General features: G+C 64.3%; 24 protein-coding genes. 8 read left to right on the forward strand and 16 right to left on the reverse strand.

Annotated elements, in window-relative coordinates; all coding sequences use genetic code 11:
• Positions 1-126: 126 nt before the first annotated feature.
• From N2605_RS29740 to N2605_RS29760, 5 genes are all read left to right on the forward strand, one after another.
• Positions 127-1,239 (forward strand): AI-2E family transporter, encoded by a 1,113-nt coding sequence (locus N2605_RS29740; RefSeq protein ID WP_035998174.1) that lies wholly within the window; start codon positions 127-129, stop codon positions 1,237-1,239.
• A 78-nt stretch (positions 1,240-1,317) separates the two neighbouring features.
• On the forward strand, positions 1,318-1,689 hold the full coding sequence (locus N2605_RS29745) for an ElaB/YgaM/YqjD family protein (protein WP_035998171.1): 372 nt from the start codon (positions 1,318-1,320) through the stop codon (positions 1,687-1,689).
• Between the two features lie 87 nt (positions 1,690-1,776).
• Complete coding sequence (locus tag N2605_RS29750; protein ID WP_057028148.1) at positions 1,777-2,232, forward strand: hypothetical protein; 456 nt, start codon at positions 1,777-1,779, stop codon at positions 2,230-2,232.
• A 167-nt stretch (positions 2,233-2,399) separates the two neighbouring features.
• Positions 2,400-3,548 (forward strand): OpgC domain-containing protein, encoded by a 1,149-nt coding sequence (locus N2605_RS29755; RefSeq protein WP_260344306.1) that lies wholly within the window; start codon positions 2,400-2,402, stop codon positions 3,546-3,548.
• Positions 3,549-3,640: 92 nt separating this feature from the next.
• Entirely contained in the window at positions 3,641-4,249 is a 609-nt protein-coding gene (locus N2605_RS29760) for a TetR/AcrR family transcriptional regulator (RefSeq protein WP_036021630.1), read from the forward strand.
• On the opposite strand, the gene N2605_RS29765 is transcribed toward N2605_RS29760, so the two are convergent.
• The 15 genes from N2605_RS29765 to urtA form a co-directional block, all read right to left on the reverse strand.
• Positions 4,246-5,904, reverse strand: coding sequence for a CHASE domain-containing protein (locus tag N2605_RS29765; RefSeq protein WP_109142436.1), 1,659 nt, complete (start codon positions 5,902-5,904; stop codon positions 4,246-4,248). The genes N2605_RS29760 and N2605_RS29765 overlap by 4 nt on opposite strands.
• A gap of 299 nt (positions 5,905-6,203) precedes the next feature.
• Positions 6,204-6,827 (reverse strand): urease accessory protein UreG, encoded by a 624-nt coding sequence (gene ureG, locus N2605_RS29770; protein ID WP_025033975.1) that lies wholly within the window; start codon positions 6,825-6,827, stop codon positions 6,204-6,206.
• Between the two features lie 39 nt (positions 6,828-6,866).
• Positions 6,867-7,595, reverse strand: a complete 729-nt coding sequence (locus N2605_RS29775) for an urease accessory protein UreF (RefSeq protein ID WP_260347522.1) — start codon at positions 7,593-7,595, stop codon at positions 6,867-6,869.
• Positions 7,576-8,187, reverse strand: a complete 612-nt coding sequence (gene ureE / locus N2605_RS29780) for an urease accessory protein UreE (RefSeq protein WP_260344308.1) — start codon at positions 8,185-8,187, stop codon at positions 7,576-7,578. Before ureE ends, N2605_RS29775 begins: the two co-directional genes overlap by 20 nt.
• Positions 8,188-8,200: 13 nt before the next feature.
• Positions 8,201-8,500 carry a putative quinol monooxygenase gene (locus N2605_RS29785; protein WP_035998129.1) on the reverse strand — a complete coding sequence of 100 codons (300 nt, stop codon included), beginning with the start codon at positions 8,498-8,500 and terminating at the stop codon, positions 8,201-8,203.
• A 130-nt stretch (positions 8,501-8,630) separates the two neighbouring features.
• Complete coding sequence (ureC, locus tag N2605_RS29790; protein ID WP_035998126.1) at positions 8,631-10,346, reverse strand: urease subunit alpha; 1,716 nt, start codon at positions 10,344-10,346, stop codon at positions 8,631-8,633.
• 34 nt (positions 10,347-10,380) lie between these two features.
• Positions 10,381-10,920: an HD domain-containing protein gene (locus N2605_RS29795; protein ID WP_035998123.1), complete on the reverse strand. Its 540-nt coding sequence runs from the start codon at positions 10,918-10,920 to the stop codon at positions 10,381-10,383.
• Positions 10,921-10,976: 56 nt separating this feature from the next.
• On the reverse strand, positions 10,977-11,282 hold the full coding sequence (locus N2605_RS29800) for an urease subunit beta (protein WP_026202067.1): 306 nt from the start codon (positions 11,280-11,282) through the stop codon (positions 10,977-10,979).
• A gap of 9 nt (positions 11,283-11,291) precedes the next feature.
• Positions 11,292-11,594, reverse strand: coding sequence for an urease subunit gamma (locus N2605_RS29805; RefSeq protein ID WP_007605424.1), 303 nt, complete (start codon positions 11,592-11,594; stop codon positions 11,292-11,294).
• A gap of 38 nt (positions 11,595-11,632) precedes the next feature.
• A complete protein-coding gene (locus N2605_RS29810; RefSeq protein ID WP_425248825.1) occupies positions 11,633-12,451 on the reverse strand; it encodes an urease accessory protein UreD in 819 nt (272 codons plus the stop codon).
• Positions 12,452-12,495: 44 nt separating this feature from the next.
• A complete protein-coding gene (gene urtE / locus N2605_RS29815) occupies positions 12,496-13,191 on the reverse strand; it encodes an urea ABC transporter ATP-binding subunit UrtE (protein WP_260344333.1) in 696 nt (231 codons plus the stop codon).
• 88 nt (positions 13,192-13,279) lie between these two features.
• Entirely contained in the window at positions 13,280-14,041 is a 762-nt protein-coding gene (gene urtD / locus N2605_RS29820; RefSeq protein ID WP_018646608.1) for an urea ABC transporter ATP-binding protein UrtD, read from the reverse strand.
• Between the two features lie 6 nt (positions 14,042-14,047).
• Complete coding sequence (urtC, locus tag N2605_RS29825) at positions 14,048-15,217, reverse strand: urea ABC transporter permease subunit UrtC (RefSeq protein ID WP_225183117.1); 1,170 nt, start codon at positions 15,215-15,217, stop codon at positions 14,048-14,050.
• A complete protein-coding gene (urtB, locus tag N2605_RS29830) occupies positions 15,214-16,821 on the reverse strand; it encodes an urea ABC transporter permease subunit UrtB (protein ID WP_035998106.1) in 1,608 nt (535 codons plus the stop codon). Before urtB ends, urtC begins: the two co-directional genes overlap by 4 nt.
• 84 nt (positions 16,822-16,905) lie before the next feature.
• Positions 16,906-18,228 (reverse strand): urea ABC transporter substrate-binding protein, encoded by a 1,323-nt coding sequence (urtA, locus tag N2605_RS29835; protein ID WP_035998103.1) that lies wholly within the window; start codon positions 18,226-18,228, stop codon positions 16,906-16,908.
• A 480-nt stretch (positions 18,229-18,708) separates the two neighbouring features.
• Here urtA and N2605_RS29840 point away from each other — a divergent pair, with 480 nt between their 5' ends.
• From N2605_RS29840 to N2605_RS29850, 3 genes are all read left to right on the forward strand, one after another.
• The gene (locus N2605_RS29840) at positions 18,709-20,292 is read left to right on the forward strand and encodes a DEAD/DEAH box helicase (protein ID WP_260344339.1); all 1,584 of its coding nucleotides are present in this window, start codon (positions 18,709-18,711) and stop codon (positions 20,290-20,292) included.
• Between the two features lie 23 nt (positions 20,293-20,315).
• Complete coding sequence (infA, locus tag N2605_RS29845; RefSeq protein WP_035998101.1) at positions 20,316-20,603, forward strand: translation initiation factor IF-1; 288 nt, start codon at positions 20,316-20,318, stop codon at positions 20,601-20,603.
• Between the two features lie 258 nt (positions 20,604-20,861).
• Entirely contained in the window at positions 20,862-21,074 is a 213-nt protein-coding gene (locus N2605_RS29850) for a cold-shock protein (RefSeq protein WP_035998097.1), read from the forward strand.
• Between the two features lie 91 nt (positions 21,075-21,165).
• On the opposite strand, the gene N2605_RS29855 is transcribed toward N2605_RS29850, so the two are convergent.
• Positions 21,166-21,780: a TadE/TadG family type IV pilus assembly protein gene (locus tag N2605_RS29855; protein WP_036036873.1), complete on the reverse strand. Its 615-nt coding sequence runs from the start codon at positions 21,778-21,780 to the stop codon at positions 21,166-21,168.
• Positions 21,781-21,793 lie beyond the last annotated feature (13 nt).

Genomic DNA, 21,793 nt, shown 5'->3' on the forward strand with positions numbered 1-21,793 from the left:
CGGCAGCGACGTCACAGTCAAGCGAGCATCCGTTCACGAAGCCGCGATGGAACCAGCACGCCGCCCAAGCATTAGTCACGTCATCAATGGGCGCGCGGATCACGGATTCCGTGCGGGAGAGATATTGTGCGCGTCCTACCCAGTGAACGTTTGATTTCCGGCAACAGCGAAGGCGATCCGCTTCCCGAGAGCCATGTCGAGCTGCCGCCGGTGATCCGCCGCACTGAATTCGTCGCGTTCGCGCTGGCCGGGCTGTTGCTGATCGCCATCGTCGCCGTGCTCTATGTCGGCCGGGCGTTCTTCCTGCCGGTCGTGATGGCGTTCGTCATCGGGACCATGCTGTCTCCGGCGGCCACCTTCCTGGAGCGAAGCAAGGTCCCACGCAGCGTCGGCGCGGTGCTGATCGTGGTCGCAGTGAGCGCGGTGGTCGCTTTCGCCGTCGCGTTGATCGCTTCGCCAGTCATGGCGTGGAGCACGCGCCTGCCAGAGCTCGGCGCGCAATTGAAGGACAAGCTGCACGTGTTCGACCGGCCGCTTGCGCTCTGGCGGGAGCTGCAAGCCATGCTCGGCGGCTCGGAGGGATTGCCGAGCCTGCACATGCCCAAGATCGAGTGGGTGCAGCCGACGCTGGAATTCCTGTCACCGACCTTTACCGAATTCCTGCTGTTCTTCGTCACCCTGATCCTGTTCATCGCAAGCTGGCGCGACCTGCGGCGGGCCATGATCATGACCTTCAGCAATCACGACGCGCGGCTGCGCACGCTCCGGATCCTCAACGAGATCGAGGTCCATCTCGGCAATTATCTGCTGACCGTCACCCTCATCAATGTCGGCGTCGGCGTCGCCACCGGCTTGATCTGTGCGCTGACCGGAATGCCCAATCCGGCCGGCCTCGGCGCACTGGCGGCCACGCTCAACTTCATCCCGATCATCGGGCCCGTGGCGATGTTCGTGGTGCTGGTCGTGGTCGGGCTGATCGCCTTCCCGACCCTCGGCGGCGGCCTGATGGCCGCGCTCGCCTTCGGTGGCCTCACCTTTCTCGAGGGTCACTTCATCACGCCGACGATCATCGGGCGGCGGCTCGCCCTGAACGCGCTCGCCGTGCTGCTCGCGCTCGCGTTCTGGACCTGGCTGTGGGGGCCGATGGGCGCGTTCCTGTCGTCGCCGCTCCTGATCGTCGCGCTGATCCTGAAGGACCACCTGCTGCCGGAGAATTCGCCGCAGCTGCCGCAAGCCTGACCGGTTTCAGCGAACGGAACTTACCCGGCGACGAAACGTTCTCCGCCCATCTCAGCCGTCAACAGTTCGGAGCTCCCGATGTCCACGCCCAATGCCGAAGCCGGGATGAGAGACTGGACCGACAAAGCCACCCGAGACCGCCTCGAAAAGGATGTAGCAGCCGTGAAAAGCGATATCGCCGCCCTCACCGACCAGATCACCGACGCGCTCAATACTTTCGCCAACTCCACCAGCAAGCAGGCTCGCCGCGGCTATCGCCAGGCGCGCGAGAACATGGACTCCGCGATGGACGACATGTCCGAGCGCGGCAGCGCGATGATGGAAGCTGCACATGACGCCTACGGCTCGATCGAGGAGACGCTGGAAGAGGCGATCACGCAGCGGCCGCTGGCGACCGTCGGGCTGGCGCTCGGCATCGGCTTCCTGATCGGCGTCGCCTGGCGTCGCTAAGGATGTCGAGGCCCATTTGATACGGCGGCGACACGCCGCCGCTGTTGGCTCGTGACCATTCGGCTGGTGGGGATGAGGAGCAAGGCCATGTTTCAGCGCATCATCGACGGCATCAGCGCATCAACCGGCACGACGGTTCGGCTGACCTCCCTTGCCGCGGGCGCTGCCTTCGCGCTGCTCGTGACCACAGGCTTCCTCTGTGCCGCCGTCTTCATTTGGGTGCTGCAGAAATATGGCCCGGTGCAGGCTTGTCTTGCCGGCGCCGGCATCTTCTTCCTGCTGACCCTGGCCGCGGCAGGCTCCTATTGGAGCTACAAGCGCGAGGTGCAGAAACGCGCCCAGATCGCGGCCGAGCGCGCCGCGAAATCGGCCGCGCAGAGCATGCTTGCAGATCCGATGCTCCTCGCCACCGGGCTCCAGATCGTTCGTGCCATCGGCGTCAAGCGGCTGCTGCCGATCCTGGCGATCGGGGGCGTCGCCCTTGGCATCCTGGCGAGCCGCGCCGGCGTGTCCGACGAGGTGTCGGCCGAACCTGCCGAGTAGAGGTCCGGCATTATAATTACTGCGCGCGCATCTATCTGCATTTCATAGAGCAAGCGGCACATTGACGCCGTTTGGCGCGGTTCTTCCCTGCTCACGCAAACGCTACTCGGACGAGCAGGCGGTTGCCGTTAAAAGCATCATCCTGATTCCCAAAGCTATTTTGCTCAATGAAACCGTCCGTCAAGGCGAACCTCGCCGCATTCCAGCATGACGCCAGGCTCTATCTGACGCTCGGCATCGCCAATTGGTCCATATTCGTCGACCATATTCCCAACAACGTCGTCAACCTGCTGACGCTGCGCAATTTCGGCTTCAGCGGCGCGGCGGACCTGTTCGTGTTCGTGGTGGGCTACGGGGTCGCCATCATCCATGGCAGGATGGCGCTGGAACGCGGCTACTTGGTCGCGGCGACGCGCATCTTTCGCCGGGTCTGGCGGCTCTATGCCGCCTATGTCGTGCTGTTCGTGATCTATATCGATGCCATCGCCTATGTCGCCAGGCAATCGATGGCGCCGGAGATCATCCACCAGTACAACATCTCCGGAATTCTCGAGCATCCACTGCGCATCCTGGTCCGCGGTCTCGTGCTCCAGGAAGAGCCGCTGAACCTCGACCTGCTGCAGTTGATGGTCCCGCTGATGGCGTTCTTTCCGTTCGCGTTGTGGGGCCTGCTGCGGGGCCCGAACCTGACGCTGGCGGCATCGGTCGCGCTGTATCTCGCCGCACGCTGGTTCGACTGGAACTTTCGGATCTATCCGGACGGGGAATGGACCTTCAATCCGCTGTGCTGGCAGATGTTGATGGTGCTGGGCGGCTGGTTCGCCGTGACGGGCGCTCCGGGACGTGCGCTGCACGGCATGTCCTGGCTGCGGATCCTCGCCGGCGCCTACCTGGTCTTCGCGATGGCCGTCACCTTGATGCGCCATTCGCCGGCGCTGTCGGCTTACCTGCCCGATCTGCTCCTCAACAGCATCGCTCCGACCGACAAGGAAAACCTCGCTCCCTATCGGGTGGTCCACTTCCTCGCCCTCGCATTCATTGCCACCCATCTCATTCCGGCAGATCACCCCGGCCTGAGATGGAAACCGCTGCAAGCGGTGATCGCATGTGGTGAGGAATGGCTCGCGGTATTCTCCGTCGCCGTGTTCCTATCCTTCGCTGGCCACCTCATCCTGATCACCGGGCCGAACCTGGCGGTGATGCAGGTGGCAGTGAGCATCACCGGCTTCGCGGCGATGACCGGGCTCGCCTACTACATCGCCTGGTCGAAACGGCAGGATCTGCCGGCAGCCCTGCGGCAGCAGGCCCAGAGCTGATCGCTTCTCGCGACAACATCGTGTGATTCTGCTAGGCCGAATGCCGCCCCTGCGCTATGCCGGGACCCTGCGTGAGGAGACCGGGCGTGGCGATGGCGAAAGACGGGCGTGAAGAGGCGGAGCGCGCGCCCCGGCGCGGCCGGCCAAGGTCGATCGAGACCACCAACGCCATCCTCGAAAGCGCCTATGCGCTGATGGCGGCCACCGGCCTTGCCGCCACCACCATCGATGCGATCGCACGCCACTCCAGCGTGTCCAAGATGACGATCTACAAATGGTGGCCGTCGCGGGAAGCGCTGCTGATCGACGCCTTCCTCCACCATGCCGCGCAAATGCTGCCGCTGCCGCCCGCGAGCGCCGGCACGCCCGCGGCGCGCGCGCGGCGCCACGCCGCCGCCTATGCCGAGGCGCTGCAGGGCGAGTTCGGCAAGGTCCAGCTCGCCGTCGTCTCCGAATGCATTTCCAAGACCGGGTCGGCCGAGCTGTTCTACGCCCGGTACCTGCAATTCCGCCGCGACGCGCTGGTGGACATGATCGCCGCCGGCCAGAAGGACGGCAGCATTCAGGCCGAGGGTCCTCCTGAGAATCTCTACGACGCGATCTATGGCAGCCTGTTCTACCGCTATATCTTCGGCATCGCACCGATCACACCCGGCTACGCGCGCAGCCTCGTCGATCTGGTGTTGCGGCCGAAGGGCTAACTTCGCACCGGCCTGACCGGCGCCGAGATTTTATCCGTGCGGTCGCGCTCGGTCATGTCGACCACCGTCTCCATCGGCGCGGTCAATTCATAGACGTAGGAGACGTCGGTGAAGAAGCGCTTGGCGGTCCCGCCCAGCGCCTCGGGCGCGACGCGGTCGAGCAGGATCAGGCCGAAATCAGAATCGGGCCGGCGCGTCGCCTCGCTGGTGTTGAACTCCTCCCAGCGGAAATGGAAGACCTCGTCGCCCTCCTCGCCGGTCACCGTCCAGTTGGCGGTGATGTGCGGGTGCTTGCCGACCAGCGACAGGCCCTCGTCGGAATGCGAGGCGAGCTCGAAGAACAGCAGCGACAGGCTCTGTGCGGCACGCGCGCTGACCGCGATGTCGGGGCCGGTGACGGCGATGCGATCGGCATGCGGAATCGCGCGCGCCTCGAACAGGCCCTTCAACTTGACACCCTGCCACTGGCTCTCGCTGAGCAGCGACACCACATTGGACATGGCGTGGATGCGCCCGATCAGGAGCTCGCGCGCGATGTCGATGTCCGAGCCGTGGCGCAAGGTGCGCGTCACGATCGACTGGATCACCGCCAGGATGTTCTTGACGCGGTGGTTGAGCTCGTCGATCACCGCGGTCAACCGCCGCTCGAAGCCGATCCTGACCTGGATCTCCCGGCTGAGCCGCAGATTGTTGTAGGCGACGTAACCGAACAGGCCGCACACCATTGCGGTGATGGCAAAGCCGATCGCCGCCACGATGATGGCGGTCTGCTCGGCGCGGCGCACCGAATTGGTCTTCGCGTAATAGCCGAGCTGCCAATCGCGGCCGCCGAAGCTCACCGTGCGCGTCGCCGACGGCGCCCCGTCCGCCGCCGCGATCCGCGTCGAGACCACGCCCTGATCATTGGCGATCAGCTCGCCGCCGTCCTTGCGCGGATCCCTGAGCGCCACCGCGAACAGCGACATGTCGTCATTGGCCAGCATCAGCGAGGCGAGCTCGTAGGAAAATGTGACGAACCCGGCCGGCTCCGTCGCGCCCTCGGGAACGACGGGCGCGGCCACGATGATGCCGATCGGACCGTTGCCGCGGATCAACGGCACCGGGTCGGAGGCAACCGACCTCTTTTCGGCGCGCGCCCGCGTGAGCATCGCGCTGCGAACCGGATCCTGATCGTAGCTGCGGCCGGGCAAGGCCGTGGTCTCGTTGCTGCGCGGCTCGAGATCCAACAGCACGTCGATCGGCTGGGTGACATCGGCAGGATTGATCGGCTTGTCGTCAAACGAGCGGATCTGCGGATTCGGGAAGCCGGCGCTGGCGATGGCGGCTTGCGCGTCCGCAAGCTCGTTCGGCTTCAGCCGGGCGATCCAGCCGGCCACCACAAAGTCGGTCTTGAAGGCGTAGATCGCCGAGCGCAGCGGCTCCAGCATGTTCGGCTTGATCACCGACGGCGCGCGGAACAGGCCCGAGGCGACACGCGCGAGCAGCTCCCGCTCGGTCAGGCGGTCCTGAACCAGGCTCGCATGCACGTCGATCGCACGCGCCAGCGCGATCCGGTCCAGCGCCAGCTCCTGGTCGTGGACGCGATAAGCCGCAAGCCCGGAGAGCAAGGCCCCGAGCAGAGCGATGAAGCCGATGATGAAACCCAGCCTGACCACGCGATTACTCAGGCGAAAGCAGGAAGTCGCCAATGAACACGGAGCACATGAACGCCGCTCGAACGGCCAGAGGCCGAAGCAGGGTAAACCCCAGTGGCGGAGATAATGAAGGAGGAGGCATCAGTACGCAACTTGGGTCGCCTGAAAAGCTTAATCCGCCCGGCCGATGGTCTGGCCGGGATGATCTTTGCCCCGGGCGCCGGAGGTAGTTAATCGCCGTGTGCGAGATTTGTTCCGCGGTTGCGGCATGGCCCAGGCGTTAACGGCGAAAAACGCCTGCGCCAACTGGTCGCGTCCGGTTAGCCGGCCCGTTTCAGGCCGCCTTTGGCCTCGATGAAACCGACGATTCGGTCGAGCCCCTCGCTCTTCTTGAGGTTGGTCATGACGAAGGGCCGCTCGCCGCGCATGCGCCTGGCATCCGTCTCCATCTTCTCCAGGGAGGCGCCGACATGGGGCGCAAGGTCGGTCTTGTTGATGACCAAGAGGTCGGACCGGGTGATGCCCGGGCCGCCCTTGGACGGGATCTTGTCGCCGGCGGCGACGTCGATGACATAGATGGTGAGGTCGGCCAGCTCCGGGGAAAAAGTGGCAGCGAGATTGTCGCCGCCGGATTCGATCAGCACGAGGTCAAGTCCGGGAAACTTCGCGCGCATGTCCGCGACCGCAGCGAGATTCATCGAGGCATCCTCGCGGATCGCCGTGTGCGGACAGCCGCCGGTCTCGACGCCGGCGATGCGATCCGGCGTCAGCGATCCCGAACGCACCAGGAACTCCGCATCCCATTTGGTGTAGATGTCGTTGGTGATTGCCGCAATGTCATAGCGCTCGCGCATGGTCTTGCAGAGCAGGTCCATCAGCGCGGTCTTGCCCGATCCGACCGGACCGCCGACGCCGACACGCAAAGGACCGTGAGATTTCGCCATGTGACTTGTTCTCTCCTGATGACTTGACGGCCGCACCGCTCACGACCGAAACAAGCGGGTATATTGCGTCTCGTGCCGCAAGCTGGCGAGATCGGCCCGGAACGTCGCGCTGCCGAGATCGTCCAAGGTCGCATTCAACGCGCGATTGGCGGTGGCGGCGACGGCGGCTTCCAGCCTCACCAGCACACGCTGGCTATCGGTCTGGCCGAGCGGAATGAGCCGGCTGGCGGCGGAAATCCAGTTCGAGACCAGCGCATGCAGGAAGGCGTGCAGCGTCGGCGCCAACGGCACGGCGTGCATCGCGGCAACTACACCGACCGCGACCGGATAGACCAATGGCGCGCTGCATGCCGCGACCGTCGCGTCCAGTCCGTCGGCATCCCACGCGGCGCGCGAGATGTCGATGAAGGCGCGGCCCTGTGAGGTCGTCTCCAGCTGCCGCTCGCGCGACGGCACGAAGGCGCTCGCGAGCTCGGCGATCTCGTTCAATGCGGCCGTCTCGCCCGATTCCGTGGCGCGATAGGCGTGGACCAGAAACGTCGCGTCACAGAAGCCGGAGCCGTCGCCGAGCATCGCATCGAGCCAATCCGCCAGCGTCGTCGTGTCGGTGACGTCGCCCGCCTCGACCGCCCATTCGGTGCCGCTGGAGTAGGAGAAGCCGCCGACGGGAAATGCCGGCGAAAGCCAGGTCATCAGCCGGTACAACGCCGCCGCCTCGCCCTCGGCAAGATCACCGGCGCCGACCGGCTCATTTGTGGTCATGAGCATGCTTGTGGCCGTGGTGATGGTCGGGATGATCGCAATGCTCGTCGTGGTGATGGTGGTGCTCGTGGCTATGGTCGTGCGAGCCATGATCATGGAGGTGACCATGGTCATGGTGATGATGGCCGTGATCGTGATGCGCATGGTCGTGTCCATGCGCGTGGCCGGCATTGGCGTAGGCGCCGCCTTCGGGATCGAACGGCGCCTCGATCTCGATTACACGCGCGCCAAGGCCCTTCACCATCGCCTCGATGACGTGATCGCGGCGGATGCGCAGGGCCTTGGCCATGATCTGGGTCGGCAGATGACGGTTGCCGAGATGCCAGCCGACGCGGACGAGGTGGTGCGGATCGCGGCCGCGGATTTCGAGCAGCGGCTCGGGCGCCGCGACCACCTCGATCAGCCTTCCGTCCTCCAGCACCAGCGCATCGCCGCCGCGCAGCGCGACGGCATGCTCCAGGTCGAGCAGGAATTCGAGGCCCCGGGTGCCGGTCATCGCCATGCGGCGGCGGTGCCGGTCGTCGAAACCGAGCACGACCGTGTCCACTGGCGCTTCCGTGAAGCGGTGCTGTCCCCTGACCTGCGTCGCCCGGATCATGCGTCGTACCTCTTTACCGTGTCTCGACCTTCTCGGGCGTGATGTATTCGATCTTCGGCGGCGCCGTGAAGCATTTCACCGCCACGCGGCCGAACGTCTTCATGTGCTCGGCAGCGCGATGCGGCCCCAGCGCCTCCATATTCTCCCACTGCTCGACGAACACCATCTTGGCGGGGTCGGTGACGCTCTCATGCAAGTCATAGGCGATATTGCCGGGCTCTTTCCGCGTCTCCTTGATGCAGGCGGTGGCGGCTGCAATGAATTCGGCGCGCGTCTCGGGCTTGATGGTCAAGGTGGCAACGACATAGATCACGAGAAATCCTCCCGGCTTTTCTTCTGAGGGTTACGATACCGGGCGGGACATTAGACCAGGCGGGACCGAACGCAAAACCGCAAAAAAGCCGTCTCCGGACACCGCCGGGGACATGCGTTGAGGCGCTATTTCAGTACATGAAATATCGCTGCGCCATCGGCAGCACCTCCGCCGGAGCGCAGGTCAGGAGCTCGCCGTCGGCGCGCACTTCATAAGTCTCCGGATCGACCTCGATATTGGGCGTCGCGTCGTTGTGGATCATGCTCTTCTTGGAGATCTTGCCGCGGGTGTTCTGGACCGCATAGAGCTTCTTCTCGATGCCGAGCTTTCGCGCGAGGCCACCGGTGATCGCGGCCTTGGAGGTGAACACCACCGAGGATGCCGTACGTGCCTTGCCGAACGCGCCGAACATCGGCTGGTAGTGCACCGGCTGCGGCGTCGGGATCGAGGCGTTGGGATCGCCCATGGGCGCGGCGACGATCGTGCCGCCTTTGACGATGCAGTCCGGCTTGACGCCGAAGAAGGCCGGCGACCACAGCACGAGATCGGCCATCTTGCCCTTCTCGACCGAGCCGATCAGCTTCGACACGCCGTGCGCGATGGCGGGATTGATGGTGTACTTGGCGATGTAGCGCTTGACGCGGAAATTGTCGTTGTCCTTGCCCTTGTCCTGCGGCAGCGAGCCGCGCTGCTTCTTCATCTTGTCCGCGGTTTGCCAGGTCCGGATGATGACCTCGCCGAGGCGGCCCATGGCCTGCGAGTCCGAGGACATCATCGAGAGCGCGCCGAGGTCGTGCAGGATGTCTTCGGCCGCGATCGTCTCCTTGCGGATACGGCTCTCGGCGAACGCCAGATCTTCGGCGATGGACGGATCGAGATGGTGGCACACCATCAGCATGTCCAGATGCTCGTCGATGGTGTTGCGGGTGAACGGCCGCGTCGGGTTGGTCGACGACGGCAGCACGTTCTTCAGCCCGGCGACCTTGATGATGTCAGGGGCATGACCGCCGCCGGCGCCTTCGGTGTGGAAGGCGTGGATGGTGCGGCCCTTGAACGCCTTGATCGTGTCCTCGACGAAGCCGGATTCGTTCAGCGTGTCGGTGTGGATCATCACCTGGATGTCGTGATCGTCGGCGACCGACAGGCAATTGTCGATCGCGGCCGGCGTGGTGCCCCAGTCCTCGTGCAGCTTCAGCGCACAGGCGCCGCCCTTGATCATCTCGACCAGCGCGGCGGGCCGCGAGGCGTTGCCCTTGCCGGAAATGCCGAGATTGACCGGGAAGGCGTCGAACGACTGGATCATCCGCCCCATATGCCAGGGCCCCGGCGTACAGGTGGTCGCGAAGGTGCCGTGCGACGGGCCGGTGCCGCCCCCCAGCATCGAGGTGACCCCTGACATCAGCGCGTGCTCGATCTGCTGCGGACAGATGAAATGGATGTGGCTGTCGAAGCCGCCGGCGGTGAGGATCTTGCCCTCACCCGCGATCACGTCGGTGCCGGGGCCGATGATGATGGTGACCCCGGGCTGGATGTCGGGATTGCCGGCCTTGCCGATGCCTGCGATCATGCCGTCCTTGATAGCGACGTCGGCCTTCACGATGCCCCAATGGTCCACGATCAGCGCATTGGTGATGACGGTATCGGCCGCGCCCTGCCTGTTGGTGACCTGCGACTGCCCCATGCCATCGCGGATCACCTTGCCGCCGCCGAACTTCACCTCCTCGCCATAGGTGGTGAAATCCTTCTCGACCTCGATGATGAGGTCGGTGTCGGCCAGCCGCACCTTGTCGCCGGTGGTCGGACCGAACATGTCGGCATAGACGGAACGCTTCATCTTGACGGACATCACAAGCCCCGTTTGCGATTGAATGTCTGGTTTGTCACAGCAAGGCCTTTGCTGCTTTCACGGCGTCATCGAATTTTTCGTCGAGCCACGCATTGCCGCCGCGGCACCCCGCCACGACCTGCGTGGCCCAGGCGATATAGTCGGCGAGATCTTCGCGCTCCCCAGCATTCGGATCGGTCTGAATGCGCGCGCCCGTATTGCTGATCTTGTCGGCGATCTTGATCAGCTTGGCGCCCGGCGATTTGTGGGGCGCGTCCTCGATCTGCTTCTGCCGCCGCTTCGCTTTCGGCAAGCTCATGTCGTCGGTGCACTCGGCAACGAGGGACGCGACCCGATCGGAAAATCTCTGCGCGAGCTCCTCGCGCGTGGTGTCGGTGTCCTCGATGGTGTCGTGCAGCCAGCCGGCCGCGACCAGCTCGGCATCGGCGCCGTCGGTCGCAGTCGCGAGCAGGTTCGCGACCTCTGCGAGATGATTGATATAGGGCTCATTGCCGCGGCCCTTGCGCGCCATGCCGTTATGGCGCTGCGCGGCGAGCTCGGCAGCTTCCGAGACGAGGCGGATTGGTGAGAGCATGGAAATACCTCCGTTTCCGCCTCAACCATGCCGCGCCGTGCTCGTTCCTGCGGAGGTCACAGCTTCCCCATCACATCGCCGCGGAAGCCGTAGATCGTCTTCTTCCCCGCCATGGCGACGAGCTGGACGTCGCGGGTCTGGCCGGGCTCGAAGCGGACGGCGGTGCCGGCGGCGATGTCGAGGCGCATGCCGCGCGCCTTCTTGCGGTCGAACTTCAGCGCGGGGTTGGTCTCGAAGAAATGGTAGTGCGAGCCAACCTGGATCGGGCGGTCGCCGGTATTGGCGACCGTCAGCGTCACGGTCTTGCGGCCGGCATTGAGCTCGATCTCGCCGTCCTGGATGAAGAGTTCGCCGGGGATCATGCTCTGCTCCTACCTGATCGGCTCGTGCACGGTGACGAGCTTGGTGCCATCAGGAAAAGTTGCCTCGACCTGGATGTCGTGGATCATCTCGGGAATGCCCGGCATCACCTGGTCGCGGGTCAGAACTTGCGCGCCTGACTGCATCAGCTCGGCGACGGTGCGGCCGTCGCGCGCGCCTTCCAGAATGAAATCGGAGATGATCGCGATCGCCTCGGGATGGTTGAGCTTGACGCCGCGGTCCAGCCGGCGGCGGGCCACGATCGCCGCCATCGAGATCAGAAGCTTGTCCTTTTCGCGGGGAGACAGATTCATGCGATATCTCTTCCGTTCAACACGTCAATTCAACCAGTCTAGTTCAGCCAGAGCCGCGGCAGGGCCGCACCGGTGCGCGCCAGCACCGTCATCATGTCGGTACGCAAACGCGCCGCATCTTGGGCACAGAACCGCGCCATTGCAAAGCCATTCCAGGCCGAGATTCCGACTTCGCCGGAGAACGATTCCGACGCCTCCCGGATGCGCTCGACCAAGGCTTCGTCGCCGGGCACGATCAGGGCTGTGCCGATCGCCGCGCCACCTTTGGCGACGGCGGACCGGCCGAGCTTGGCACCGATATCGCCGTCGAGCCGGACCGTCTCGGCGAACACCAGCCGCCCGCCGCGGCGTAGCCGCCAGCGGTCGACGAACTCGCCCTGCTCCATCCGCTCGCCCATGGCGGTCCGGCCGAACACGACGGTCTCGCAGAGCAGGAGCGAGGCCGCCTCGTCGAGGCCGATGTCGAAGCGGCGCTGCACGCGGGCACGGTCGAACAGAATCGTCTCCTGCGGCAGCCAGGCAAGATGCGCGCCCGCCCCGACCTTCAAGGCGATGTTGAGCTGCGCTGCCGCTCCGGGGGTGCGATAGACCTTTTCGGCGGCCGCTGTGGTCAGCGTCAGCCGCGCTGCATCCGCCGCCGCTATCTCGATGTCGAAGCGATCGCCGCCGGCAACTCCGCCCGCCGTGTTGACGAACACGCCGGACAGACCCTGATCTTCCGGGGAGGGAAAGCGGACGCGGAGCGAACCGGATTCATGCAAGGCGCCGCGCCGCGTCACGCCGTCGCGCGCATGCACGTCGAAGCGCACCGCGCCGCGGGCACGGTTTGCCTCAAACACGGTGGATGTGACTGACAATTCGCTGCGCATCCGCCTCCCCCAGCCGGTCGCGGCAGAATGGCCTACAGCGCCATCTGGCGGCTGATCTCGGCCGGATCGAGATTGGAGCGGTCGCAGGTGAACTTCACTGCGCCGCGATCCATCACCGCGAAACTGTCGCCGAGTTCGCAGGCAAAGTCGAGATATTGTTCGACCAGCACAATGGCGATGTTGCCGAGATTGCGCAGGTACGAGATGGCGCGGCCGATGTCCTTGATGATCGAGGGCTGGATGCCTTCGGTGGGCTCGTCGAGCAAAAGTAGTTTTGGCCGCATCACCAGCGCGCGGCCGATCGCGAGCTGCTGCTGCTGGCCGCCGGAGAGGTCGCCGCCGCGCCGGCCCAGCATGGATTGCAGCACCGGAAACAGCGAGAACACGTCGTCCGGAATGTGCTTGTCCTCGCGCTTGAGCGGACCGAAGCCGGTCTTGAGGTTCTCCTCGACTGTCAGCAACGGGAAGATCTCGCGGCCCTGCGGCACGAAGCCGATGCCCTTGCGCGCCCGCTCGTACGGCTTGAGGCCGGTGATATCGCTGCCGTCGAACACGATTGCGCCCGACGAGATCGGATATTGCCCGACTATCGCGCGCAGGAGCGAGGTCTTGCCGACGCCGTTACGTCCGAGCACGCACGTGACCTTGCCGGGCTCGGCCGAGATCGAGACGCCGCGCAGCGCCTGGGCAGCACCGTAAAACAGGTTGATGTCTTTCACTTCAAGCATCGGAAACACCTTTGCGGGCGAATAGCGAATGGCGAGTAGCGAATAGGAGAAGCGGCCAGTCCATTCGCCATTCCCCATTCGCCATTCGCTACCTTCCCAAATACACTTCGATGACCCTCTCGTTGGACGAGACCTGGTCGATGGTCCCTTCCGCGAGCACCGTGCCTTCGTGCAGGCAGGTGACCTTGACGCCGAGCTCGCGCACGAAGGTCATGTCGTGCTCGACCACCATGACGGTGTGGGTCTTGTTGATTTCCTTCAGCAGCTCGGCGGTGAGATGCGTCTCGACGTCGGTCATTCCCGCGACGGGCTCGTCGACCAGCAGCAGTTTCGGGTCTTGCGCCAGCAGCATGCCGATCTCCAGCCATTGCTTCTGGCCATGGCTGAGGCTGCCGGCGAGACGATTGCGAGCCTCGGTGAGGCGGATCGTCTCCAGCACCTTGTCGATGCGTTCGGACTCCGCCTTGCTGCCGCGCCAGAACAGCGTGCCGCGAACCGAGTGGTCGACATTGAGCGCCAGCAGGAGGTTGTCCTGCACGGTCTGGCTCTCGAACACCGTCGGCTTCTGGAATTTGCGGCCGATGCCGAGCTCGGCGATGCGGGTCTCGTCGAGCCGCGTCAGGTCGGTGACGCCGTCGAACAGCACGGTGCCTTCATCCGGCTTGGTCTTGCCGGTGATGATGTCCATCATCGTGGTCTTGCCGGCGCCGTTCGGGCCGATGATGGCGCGCATCTCGCCGGGCTCGAGCGTCAGCGACAGATTGTTGATGGCGTGGAAGCCGTCGAAGGAGACGTGCACGCCATCCAGATAGAGCATCGCGGAGGTCGCGCGGGTGTCCATGACGTTCATGACCGCTTACTCCGCCATCTTGGGTTCGGTGACGCCGTCTTCGGCCGCAGCGCTCACGGAAGTCGCGGGGGTGCGTTTTTCCTTCGACTGATCCCACCAGGCATTGAAGGTGCCGACGATGCCCTTGGGCAGCAGCAGCGTCACCAGGATGAACAATGCGCCCAGCATGAACAGCCAGTACGGCGCGAGCACGCCCGAGGTGAAGAACGTCTTGGCGTAGTTGACGACGACGGCGCCGAGCGCCGCGCCGACCAGCGTGCCGCGGCCGCCGACCGCGACCCAGATCACCGCCTCGATCGAATTGCCCGGCGCGAATTCGCTCGGGTTGATGATGCCGACCTGCGGCACGTAGAGCGCGCCGGCAACGCCGGCCATGCAGGCCGACACCGTGAACACGAACAGCTTGTAGGATTCGACGCGGTAGCCGAGGAAGCGCGTGCGCGATTCCGCGTCGCGCACGGCAATCAAGACCTTGCCGAGCTTGGAGGAGACGATGGCGCGGCAGATCAGGAAGCCGATGATCAGCGCCAGACAGCTCAGCGCGAACAACGCGGCGCGCGTCCCCTCCGCCTGGACGTTGAAGCCCAGGATGTCCTTGAAGTCGGTCAGGCCGTTATTGCCGCCGAAACCAAAGTCGTTGCGGAAGAAGGCGAGCAGCAGCGCGTAGGTCATCGCCTGCGTGATGATCGACAGATAAACGCCGGTGACACGTGAGCGGAAGGCGAGCCAGCCGAAGCAGAAGGCGAGCAGGCCCGGTACGACCAGCACCATCAGCGCCGCGAACCAGAACATGTCGAAGCCGTACCAGTACCAGGGCAGCTTCTCCCAGTTCAGGAACACCATGAAATCCGGCAGGATCGGATTGCCGTAGACGCCGCGGGTGCCGATCTGCCGCATCAGGTACATGCCCATGGCGTAGCCGCCGAGCGCGAAGAAGGCGCCGTGTCCGAGCGAGAGGATCCCGCAATAGCCCCAGATCAGGTCGATCGACAGCGCCAGGATGGCGTAGCAGACATACTTGCCCCAGAGCGCGACGAGATAGGTCGGCACCTGCAGGATCGAGCCCGCGGGAAGCAGCAGGTTGGAGAGCGGAATGAGGATGCCGCAGGCCGCGACGACGGCAAGGAAGATCGTCGCGCTGCGGTCCAGCGATCGCGTCAGCATGTGAGGGGTCATGCTTCCACCGCACGGCCCTTGAGCGCGAACAGGCCGCGCGGCCGCTTTTGAATGAAAAGGATGATGAGGACCAGGATGGCGATCTTGCCGAGCACGGCACCGGCGACCGGCTCCAGGAACTTGTTGGCGATGCCGAGCGTGAAGGCGCCGACCAGCGTGCCCCAGAGATTACCGACCCCGCCGAACACCACGACCATGAAGCTGTCGATGATGTAGCTCTGGCCGAGATTGGGGCTGACATTGTCGATCTGCGACAGCGCGACGCCGGCGATGCCGGCAATGCCCGAACCGAGGCCGAAGGTCAGCGCGTCGACGCGCGAGGTGGCGATGCCCATGGAAGCCGCCATGCGGCGGTTCTGCGTCACGGCGCGCATTTCGAGGCCCAGCGCGGTGTAGCGCAGCATCGCGAGCAGGATCGCGAACACGGCGAGCGTGAAGAGAAGGATCCAGAGCCGGTTATAGGTGATGGTGATCTGGCCGAGCTCGAAAGCGCCGCTCATCCAGGAGGGGTTGCCGACCTCGCGATTGGTCGGGCCGAACATGGTGCGTACCGCCTGCTGCAGCACCAGCGATAGGCCCCAGGTCGCGAGCAGCGTCTCGAGCGGGCGGCCATAGAGGAAGCGGATGATGCTGCGCTCGATCAAGACGCCGATCGCGCCGGCGACGAGGAAGGCGAGCGGCACGGCGATCAAGAGCGAATAGTCGAACAGGCCGGGATAGCGGGTGCGGATCACCTCCTGGACCACGAAGGTGGTGTAGGCCCCGATCATCACCATCTCGCCGTGCGCCATGTTGATGACGCCCATCACGCCGAATGTGATGGCGAGCCCGATCGCGGCGAGCAGCAGCACCGAGCCGAGCGAGAGGCCGTACCAGGCATTCTGCACCATCGACCAGACCGCGAGCGAATTCTGGATCGAGCCGATCGCGCTCGCGGCGGCCTTGGTGACCGAGGCCGGCTGGTCGCCCATGCCGGTGAGCAGCGCCAGCGCATCCTGGTCGCCCCGCGCCTTGAGGGTTGCGACCGCTTCGAGCTTCTCGACCTCGGTGGCGTCGGACTTGAACAGCAGGATCGCGGCTCGGGCCTCAGTGAGCGCCGCCTTGACGGATTTGTTGGCTTCCTTGGCAAGCGCGGCATCGACCGCCTCGAGCGCGGTCTCCTCGTGCGACTTGAAGACGGACTGCGCGGCTTGCAGGCGCGTTCCCAGATCCGGAGACTGCAGCGTCAGGCTCCCGAGTGCGGCGTCGACGCTGCGGCGCAGGCGGTTGTTGAGGCGAACCGCGCTCGCACTGTCGGGAACGCTGGCAACGGCCTCGCCGGTCGCAGCGTCGATCGACTTGCCGTCCGCATCGGTGACGTAGACCTTCTTACTATCGGGATCGGCCATGAGGCGACCGTCCTGAAGCGCATTGATGATCGGAAAAGCCAGCTTGCTGCCGCTGCCCGCGATCACACCGATCGCCTCTTCCGTGTCGGAAAAATCATCGTTGGCGAATTTGGCGACCGCATCCTCGAACGGACCGGCGAAGGCCGGCAGCGCGAACGCAATCAGGAACAACGAGAGTGCAAGCGAACAGAGACGAGCGGACAAATGGGCTGGCACTGTGAATGACCCCGGCAGAAATGAGTGGAGAAGGCGGCGGGATCGCCGCCCTCTCCGGTCTTGCAATGGAGCGTCAGATCGGGATCAGGAGCCCGAGCCGAGGCACTTGTTGGACTTGGTGTTGAAGTTACCGCACTTCTTGCCGACCCAGTCGCCGATCAGGTCCTTGGAGCCGTCGAGCTCCTTCGACCAGGCGTCGCCGGGGACGAGGCTCGGGGTCTTCCAGACCACGTCGAACTGGCCGTTGCCCTTGATCTCGCCGATGAACACCGGCTTGGTGATATGGTGGTTCGGGAGCATCTTGGAGGTGCCGCCGGTCAGGTTCTTGGCTTCGATGCCCGGGAGAGCGTCGATGACCTTGTCGGGATCGGTCGACTTCACCTTCTCGACCGCCTTGACCCACATGTCGAAGCCGATCACGTGCGCTTCCATCGGATCGTTGGTCACGCGCTTCGGATTCTTGGTGTAGGCCTGCCACGCCTTGATGAACTTCTCGTTCTCCGGCGACTTGATCGACTGGAAGTAGTTCCAGGCGGCGAGGTGGCCGACCAGCGGCTTGGTGTCGATGCCGGCGAGCTCTTCCTCACCCACCGAGAACGCCACCACGGGGATGTCCTTGGCCTTGATGCCCTGGTTGCCGAGCTCTTTGTAGAAGGGAACGTTGGCGTCGCCGTTGATGGTCGAGACCACCGCGGTCTTCTTGCCGGCCGAGCCGAACTTCTTGATGTCGGCCACGATCGTCTGCCAGTCGGAATGACCGAACGGCGTGTAGTTGATCATGATGTCTTCCTGGGCGACGCCCTTGGACTTCAGATAGGCCTCCAGGATCTTGTTGGTGGTGCGCGGATAGACGTAGTCGGTGCCCGCGAGCACCCAGCGCTTCACCTTCTCGTCCTTCATGAGGTAGTCGACGGCAGGGATCGCCTGCTGGTTCGGCGCAGCCCCCGTGTAGAACACGTTACGCTCGCTCTCCTCACCCTCGTATTGCACGGGGTAGAACAGGATGCTGTTGAGCTCCTTGAACACCGGGAGCACCGACTTACGCGACACCGAGGTCCAGCAGCCGAACACGACCGAGACCTTGTTCTTGGTGATCAGCTCGCGCGCCTTTTCGGCGAACAGCGGCCAGTTCGATGCGGGATCGACGACGACGGCTTCCAGCTTCTTGCCGAGCACGCCGCCCTTCTTGTTCTGCTCGTCGATCAGGAAGAGGATGGTGTCCTTCAGCGTGGTTTCGCTGATTGCCATGGTGCCGGACAGGGAGTGGAGTACACCCACCTTGATGGTGTCGTCGGCGGCCTTTGCGCCAGTCAATGAAGCCAGACCGAGCATCAGTCCGGCGGTCGCAGCGAGCACGCCGCGGCGGCTAAATGACGCCGCTATATCGTGAGTGGATTTGTTAAACATGAGTGCCTCATCTCCCTGACGCAGACGTGAAAAACGCTGCGAAACGGCCCCACGGCCGCCTGCGGTTAACGGAATCGCAAGAACCATGCCATGGGCTGGGCACCCATCAACTTATTGAATTTGCAAAACTAATTGCCAGAAATTGAAGTTTCTCCGCAGACTTGCAGCCTAAATCATAGGCAACATAAATGTATGCGAAAGCGGCAGTCAGACTACTTTCTAAGCAAATCGCTAACGCTGGCTAAATTTCTGGCAGCAGTATTTTTGCACCGCACCCGCTGTTTTGGAGGCAAGTGCCTTGAAAGCGCCCCCTCGATGTTCCATATGAGCGTCCGAGACCTCTTGCGAATCAAGGGGTCGTAGCGAGCCGCGTGTTCTTAAGCCCTCTACGGGCCTCTGGCTTGCCCCATATCATCCAAGCCATCCGACACCCCAAACACGCAGGTGTCTTCTCGACACCCTTTTGCGCGCGCCGCGCTGATGCGCCGGGCGTTCGCTTTTGACATGGAAAGAACCCCTCTTTTGACTTCGTTTCAGGACTTCGGCCTCGCCGAACCCATCGCGCGCGCTCTTCGTGAAGAGAATTACGTCACCCCCACTCCGATCCAGGCCCAAACCATCCCGCTGGCATTGACGGGCCGCGACGTCGTCGGCATCGCCCAGACCGGTACCGGCAAGACCGCGTCCTTCGCGCTGCCGATCCTGCATCGTCTGCTCGAGAACCGCATCAAGCCGCAGCCCAAGACCGCCCGCGTGCTGGTGCTGTCGCCGACCCGCGAGCTGTCCGGGCAGATCCTCGACAGCTTCAACGCCTACGGCCGCCACATCCGCCTGTCCTCGACGCTCGCGATCGGCGGCGTGCCGATGGGCCGCCAGGTCCGTGCGCTGATGCAGGGCGTCGACGTGCTGGTCGCCACCCCCGGCCGCCTGCTCGACCTCGTGCAGAGCAACGGCTTGAAGCTTTCAAGCGTCGAGTTCCTCGTGCTCGACGAAGCCGACCGCATGCTCGACATGGGCTTCATCAACGACATCCGCAAAATCGTCGCCAAGCTGCCGATCAAGCGGCAGACCCTGTTCTTCTCGGCCACCATGCCGAAGGACATCGCCGAGCTCGCCGATTCCATGTTGCGCGACCCCGCCCGTGTCGCGGTGACCCCGGTGTCCTCGACCGCCGAGCGGATCAACCAGCGCATCCTGCAGGTCGACTTCGCGGCCAAGCCGGCCTTCCTGACCAAGCTGCTGCAGGACGAGGCGATCAACCGCGCGCTGGTCTTCACCCGCACCAAGCACGGCGCCGACAAGGTGGTGAAGACGCTGACCAAGGCCGGGATCGCCGCCAACGCCATCCACGGCAACAAGTCGCAGAACCATCGCGAGCGCACGCTGGCCCAGTTCCGCTCGGGAGAGATCCGCACCCTGGTCGCCACCGACATCGCCGCCCGCGGCATCGACGTCGACGGCATCAGTCACGTCATCAACTTCGACCTGCCGAACGTGCCGGAGACCTACGTCCACCGCATCGGCCGCACCGCGCGCGCCGGAGCCGACGGCACCGCAATCTCGCTGGTCGCGGGCGGCGAGGAGCTCGGCTATCTGCGCGACATCGAGCGGCTGATTCGCGTCGCCCTGCCGCGGGAGGACCACCGCACCGACGCCGGCCGCCGCGATGCCGGTCCCGCCCCGTCGCAGCAACGACAGGGCCGGCCGGGCGGTCGTCCGGGCCAGCGCCCGCAAGGCGCACGCCACGGTGACGGACGTCGCGCCGACGAACGGCATGCCGACGGGCGCCACCATAGTGCCGGCAAGCAAGGCGACGGCAGGCACGGTGAGGGACGCCACGCCGAGGCAAGGCATGCGGACGGACGGCCCGGCAGTGGCCCGAATGCCCCCAAGGGTTCTCGCCGCCGCCGCTCCGGTGGTAAGATGCATTCATCGCCTGTCGACCGTCCGGAACAGCGTTCCGCGCATAGCGCCGGGACCCCTGATGGGATACAAGGCGTTGCCTTTTTGCGCCGCCAGAGTCGGCCAAACAGCCAACCGAACCGCAAACCCTATTCGCACTAGCCGTCCACGACCTGGAGATATCAATGGCTAAGGAAGAGCTGATCCAGTTCGAAGGACTGGTCACCGAAATCCTCCCCGATGCCCGCTACCGCGTGCAGCTCGACGCCGGACACGAGATCGTTGCCTATACCGCCGGCAAGATGAAGAAGAACCGCATCAAGACGCTCGCGGGCGACCGCGTGACGGTGGAGATGTCGCCCTATGACCTCGAGAAGGGCCGGCTGATTTTCCGCCACAAGGACGAACGTCCCAGCACGCCGGGCGGACCGCCCCGTCCCGGACAGCGCGGCGGCCAATTCCGCCGCCGCTAGTCGGCTGCGGCGCGGGTTCGAATTCCGATCTGTCAGGTGATCCGCCGTGACATCACGGCGGATCAAAAAATCGTGCGCGTCCGGATTGTTTCGAACCGTTGCTTCCGATAAAATGAATTAATCGATTTTCGGCCGGACGACATTGGCATCCACCGGTACAGCCGGTTCAGACACGCTGACGACCCTTCCAGAAATTCGATCTAACCCTGCCCGCGCGAGCGGGCTCCGACATAGTGTTATCTGAGAGGGACTACCCCCGTGAGCATGGGAACCGTGAAGTGGTTTAACGCAACCAAGGGCTATGGCTTCATTCAGCCCGACGATGGCGGCCAGGACGTGTTCGTTCACATCAGCGCCGTGGAGCGCGCCGGCCTCGGCTCGCTCCGCGAGGGCCAGAAGATCTCCTACGAGATCGTGGCCGACCGCCGTTCCGGCAAGTCTGCGGCGGACAACCTGCGCGCTGCGGGCTGAGCCCGCCGGGCGCCGGCCCGATCAGCGAGCCAAAGCAAAAAGGCCGTGCGCAACGCACGGCCTTTTTCATGTCACGGGCGGCTGACAGATCTCAACACGTCGACGGCACGTTGTTGTAGGGCACGCAGGTGACCTGACGCGGCCGCGTGTAGGAGAGATCGCTCAGGGTTACACTCGACTTCAACACGTAGCCGATGGTCGGCGTGTAAGTGTAGTTGGCTTCGCTCAGGATGAGATAGCTCGACGGAATCAAGAGTGCCGGGGGAATCATCGTGGTGACCGTGTCGCCGGCGTTCCGAGCCGAGGTCGCAAGCGTGGCTTGCGTCGCGCCGCTCGCAATCGTGCCGGCCCTGCTCCACTGGACCTTGGCGATGCTGTTGGCGTCGATGTAGATCTGGGAGATCGTGCCCTTCACGAGCGCAGCGTCGTAAGGCATGACGACGGAGATGCTTGCCGTGAACGTATCCTTCATGCCGGCATCGTTGAGCGTCGTCGACTGCGAGGTCAAATCGGACAATGTCCGCGCGATCAACGTGATTTTGCGGTCGATCGCCACGGCGGACGAAAATTCGACAGTGCCGAAGAACATCACCAGCATCAGCGGTACGATGATCGCGAATTCGGTCGCCGCCAGGGCGCGCTTGTCGGCGACGAAGCCGCGCACGGAGCCGCGTGCATTCCTCCAGATGTTCGCAATCGCCCGCATCGGTCCGCCCAGA

This window comes from Bradyrhizobium yuanmingense, assembly GCF_025200905.1.
Classification (GTDB): domain Bacteria; phylum Pseudomonadota; class Alphaproteobacteria; order Rhizobiales; family Xanthobacteraceae; genus Bradyrhizobium; species Bradyrhizobium yuanmingense.

Excerpts from the sequence above, each read along its gene's own strand:
- N2605_RS29745 (WP_035998171.1), top strand. The coding sequence starts at position 1,318 with ATGTCCACGCCCAATGCCGAAGCCGGGATGAGAGACTGGACCGACAAA.
- urtE (WP_260344333.1), bottom strand. The coding sequence starts at position 13,191 with ATGCTTGAAGTGAAAGACATCAACCTGTTTTACGGTGCTGCCCAGGCG.
- N2605_RS29755 (WP_260344306.1), top strand. The coding sequence starts at position 2,400 with ATGAAACCGTCCGTCAAGGCGAACCTCGCCGCATTCCAGCATGACGCC.
- N2605_RS29855 (WP_036036873.1), bottom strand. The coding sequence starts at position 21,780 with ATGCGGGCGATTGCGAACATCTGGAGGAATGCACGCGGCTCCGTGCGC.
- urtC (WP_225183117.1), bottom strand. The coding sequence starts at position 15,217 with ATGACCCCTCACATGCTGACGCGATCGCTGGACCGCAGCGCGACGATC.
- N2605_RS29760 (WP_036021630.1), top strand. The coding sequence starts at position 3,641 with ATGGCGAAAGACGGGCGTGAAGAGGCGGAGCGCGCGCCCCGGCGCGGC.
- ureE (WP_260344308.1), bottom strand. The coding sequence starts at position 8,187 with ATGATCCGGGCGACGCAGGTCAGGGGACAGCACCGCTTCACGGAAGCG.
- ureG (WP_025033975.1), bottom strand. The coding sequence starts at position 6,827 with ATGGCGAAATCTCACGGTCCTTTGCGTGTCGGCGTCGGCGGTCCGGTC.
- infA (WP_035998101.1), top strand. The coding sequence starts at position 20,316 with ATGGCTAAGGAAGAGCTGATCCAGTTCGAAGGACTGGTCACCGAAATC.
- N2605_RS29795 (WP_035998123.1), bottom strand. The coding sequence starts at position 10,920 with ATGCTCTCACCAATCCGCCTCGTCTCGGAAGCTGCCGAGCTCGCCGCG.
- urtA (WP_035998103.1), bottom strand. The coding sequence starts at position 18,228 with ATGTTTAACAAATCCACTCACGATATAGCGGCGTCATTTAGCCGCCGC.
- N2605_RS29805 (WP_007605424.1), bottom strand. The coding sequence starts at position 11,594 with ATGAATCTGTCTCCCCGCGAAAAGGACAAGCTTCTGATCTCGATGGCG.
- N2605_RS29800 (WP_026202067.1), bottom strand. The coding sequence starts at position 11,282 with ATGATCCCCGGCGAACTCTTCATCCAGGACGGCGAGATCGAGCTCAAT.
- urtD (WP_018646608.1), bottom strand. The coding sequence starts at position 14,041 with ATGAACGTCATGGACACCCGCGCGACCTCCGCGATGCTCTATCTGGAT.
- N2605_RS29775 (WP_260347522.1), bottom strand. The coding sequence starts at position 7,595 with ATGCTCATGACCACAAATGAGCCGGTCGGCGCCGGTGATCTTGCCGAG.
- N2605_RS29840 (WP_260344339.1), top strand. The coding sequence starts at position 18,709 with ATGCGCCGGGCGTTCGCTTTTGACATGGAAAGAACCCCTCTTTTGACT.
- N2605_RS29750 (WP_057028148.1), top strand. The coding sequence starts at position 1,777 with ATGTTTCAGCGCATCATCGACGGCATCAGCGCATCAACCGGCACGACG.
- ureC (WP_035998126.1), bottom strand. The coding sequence starts at position 10,346 with ATGTCCGTCAAGATGAAGCGTTCCGTCTATGCCGACATGTTCGGTCCG.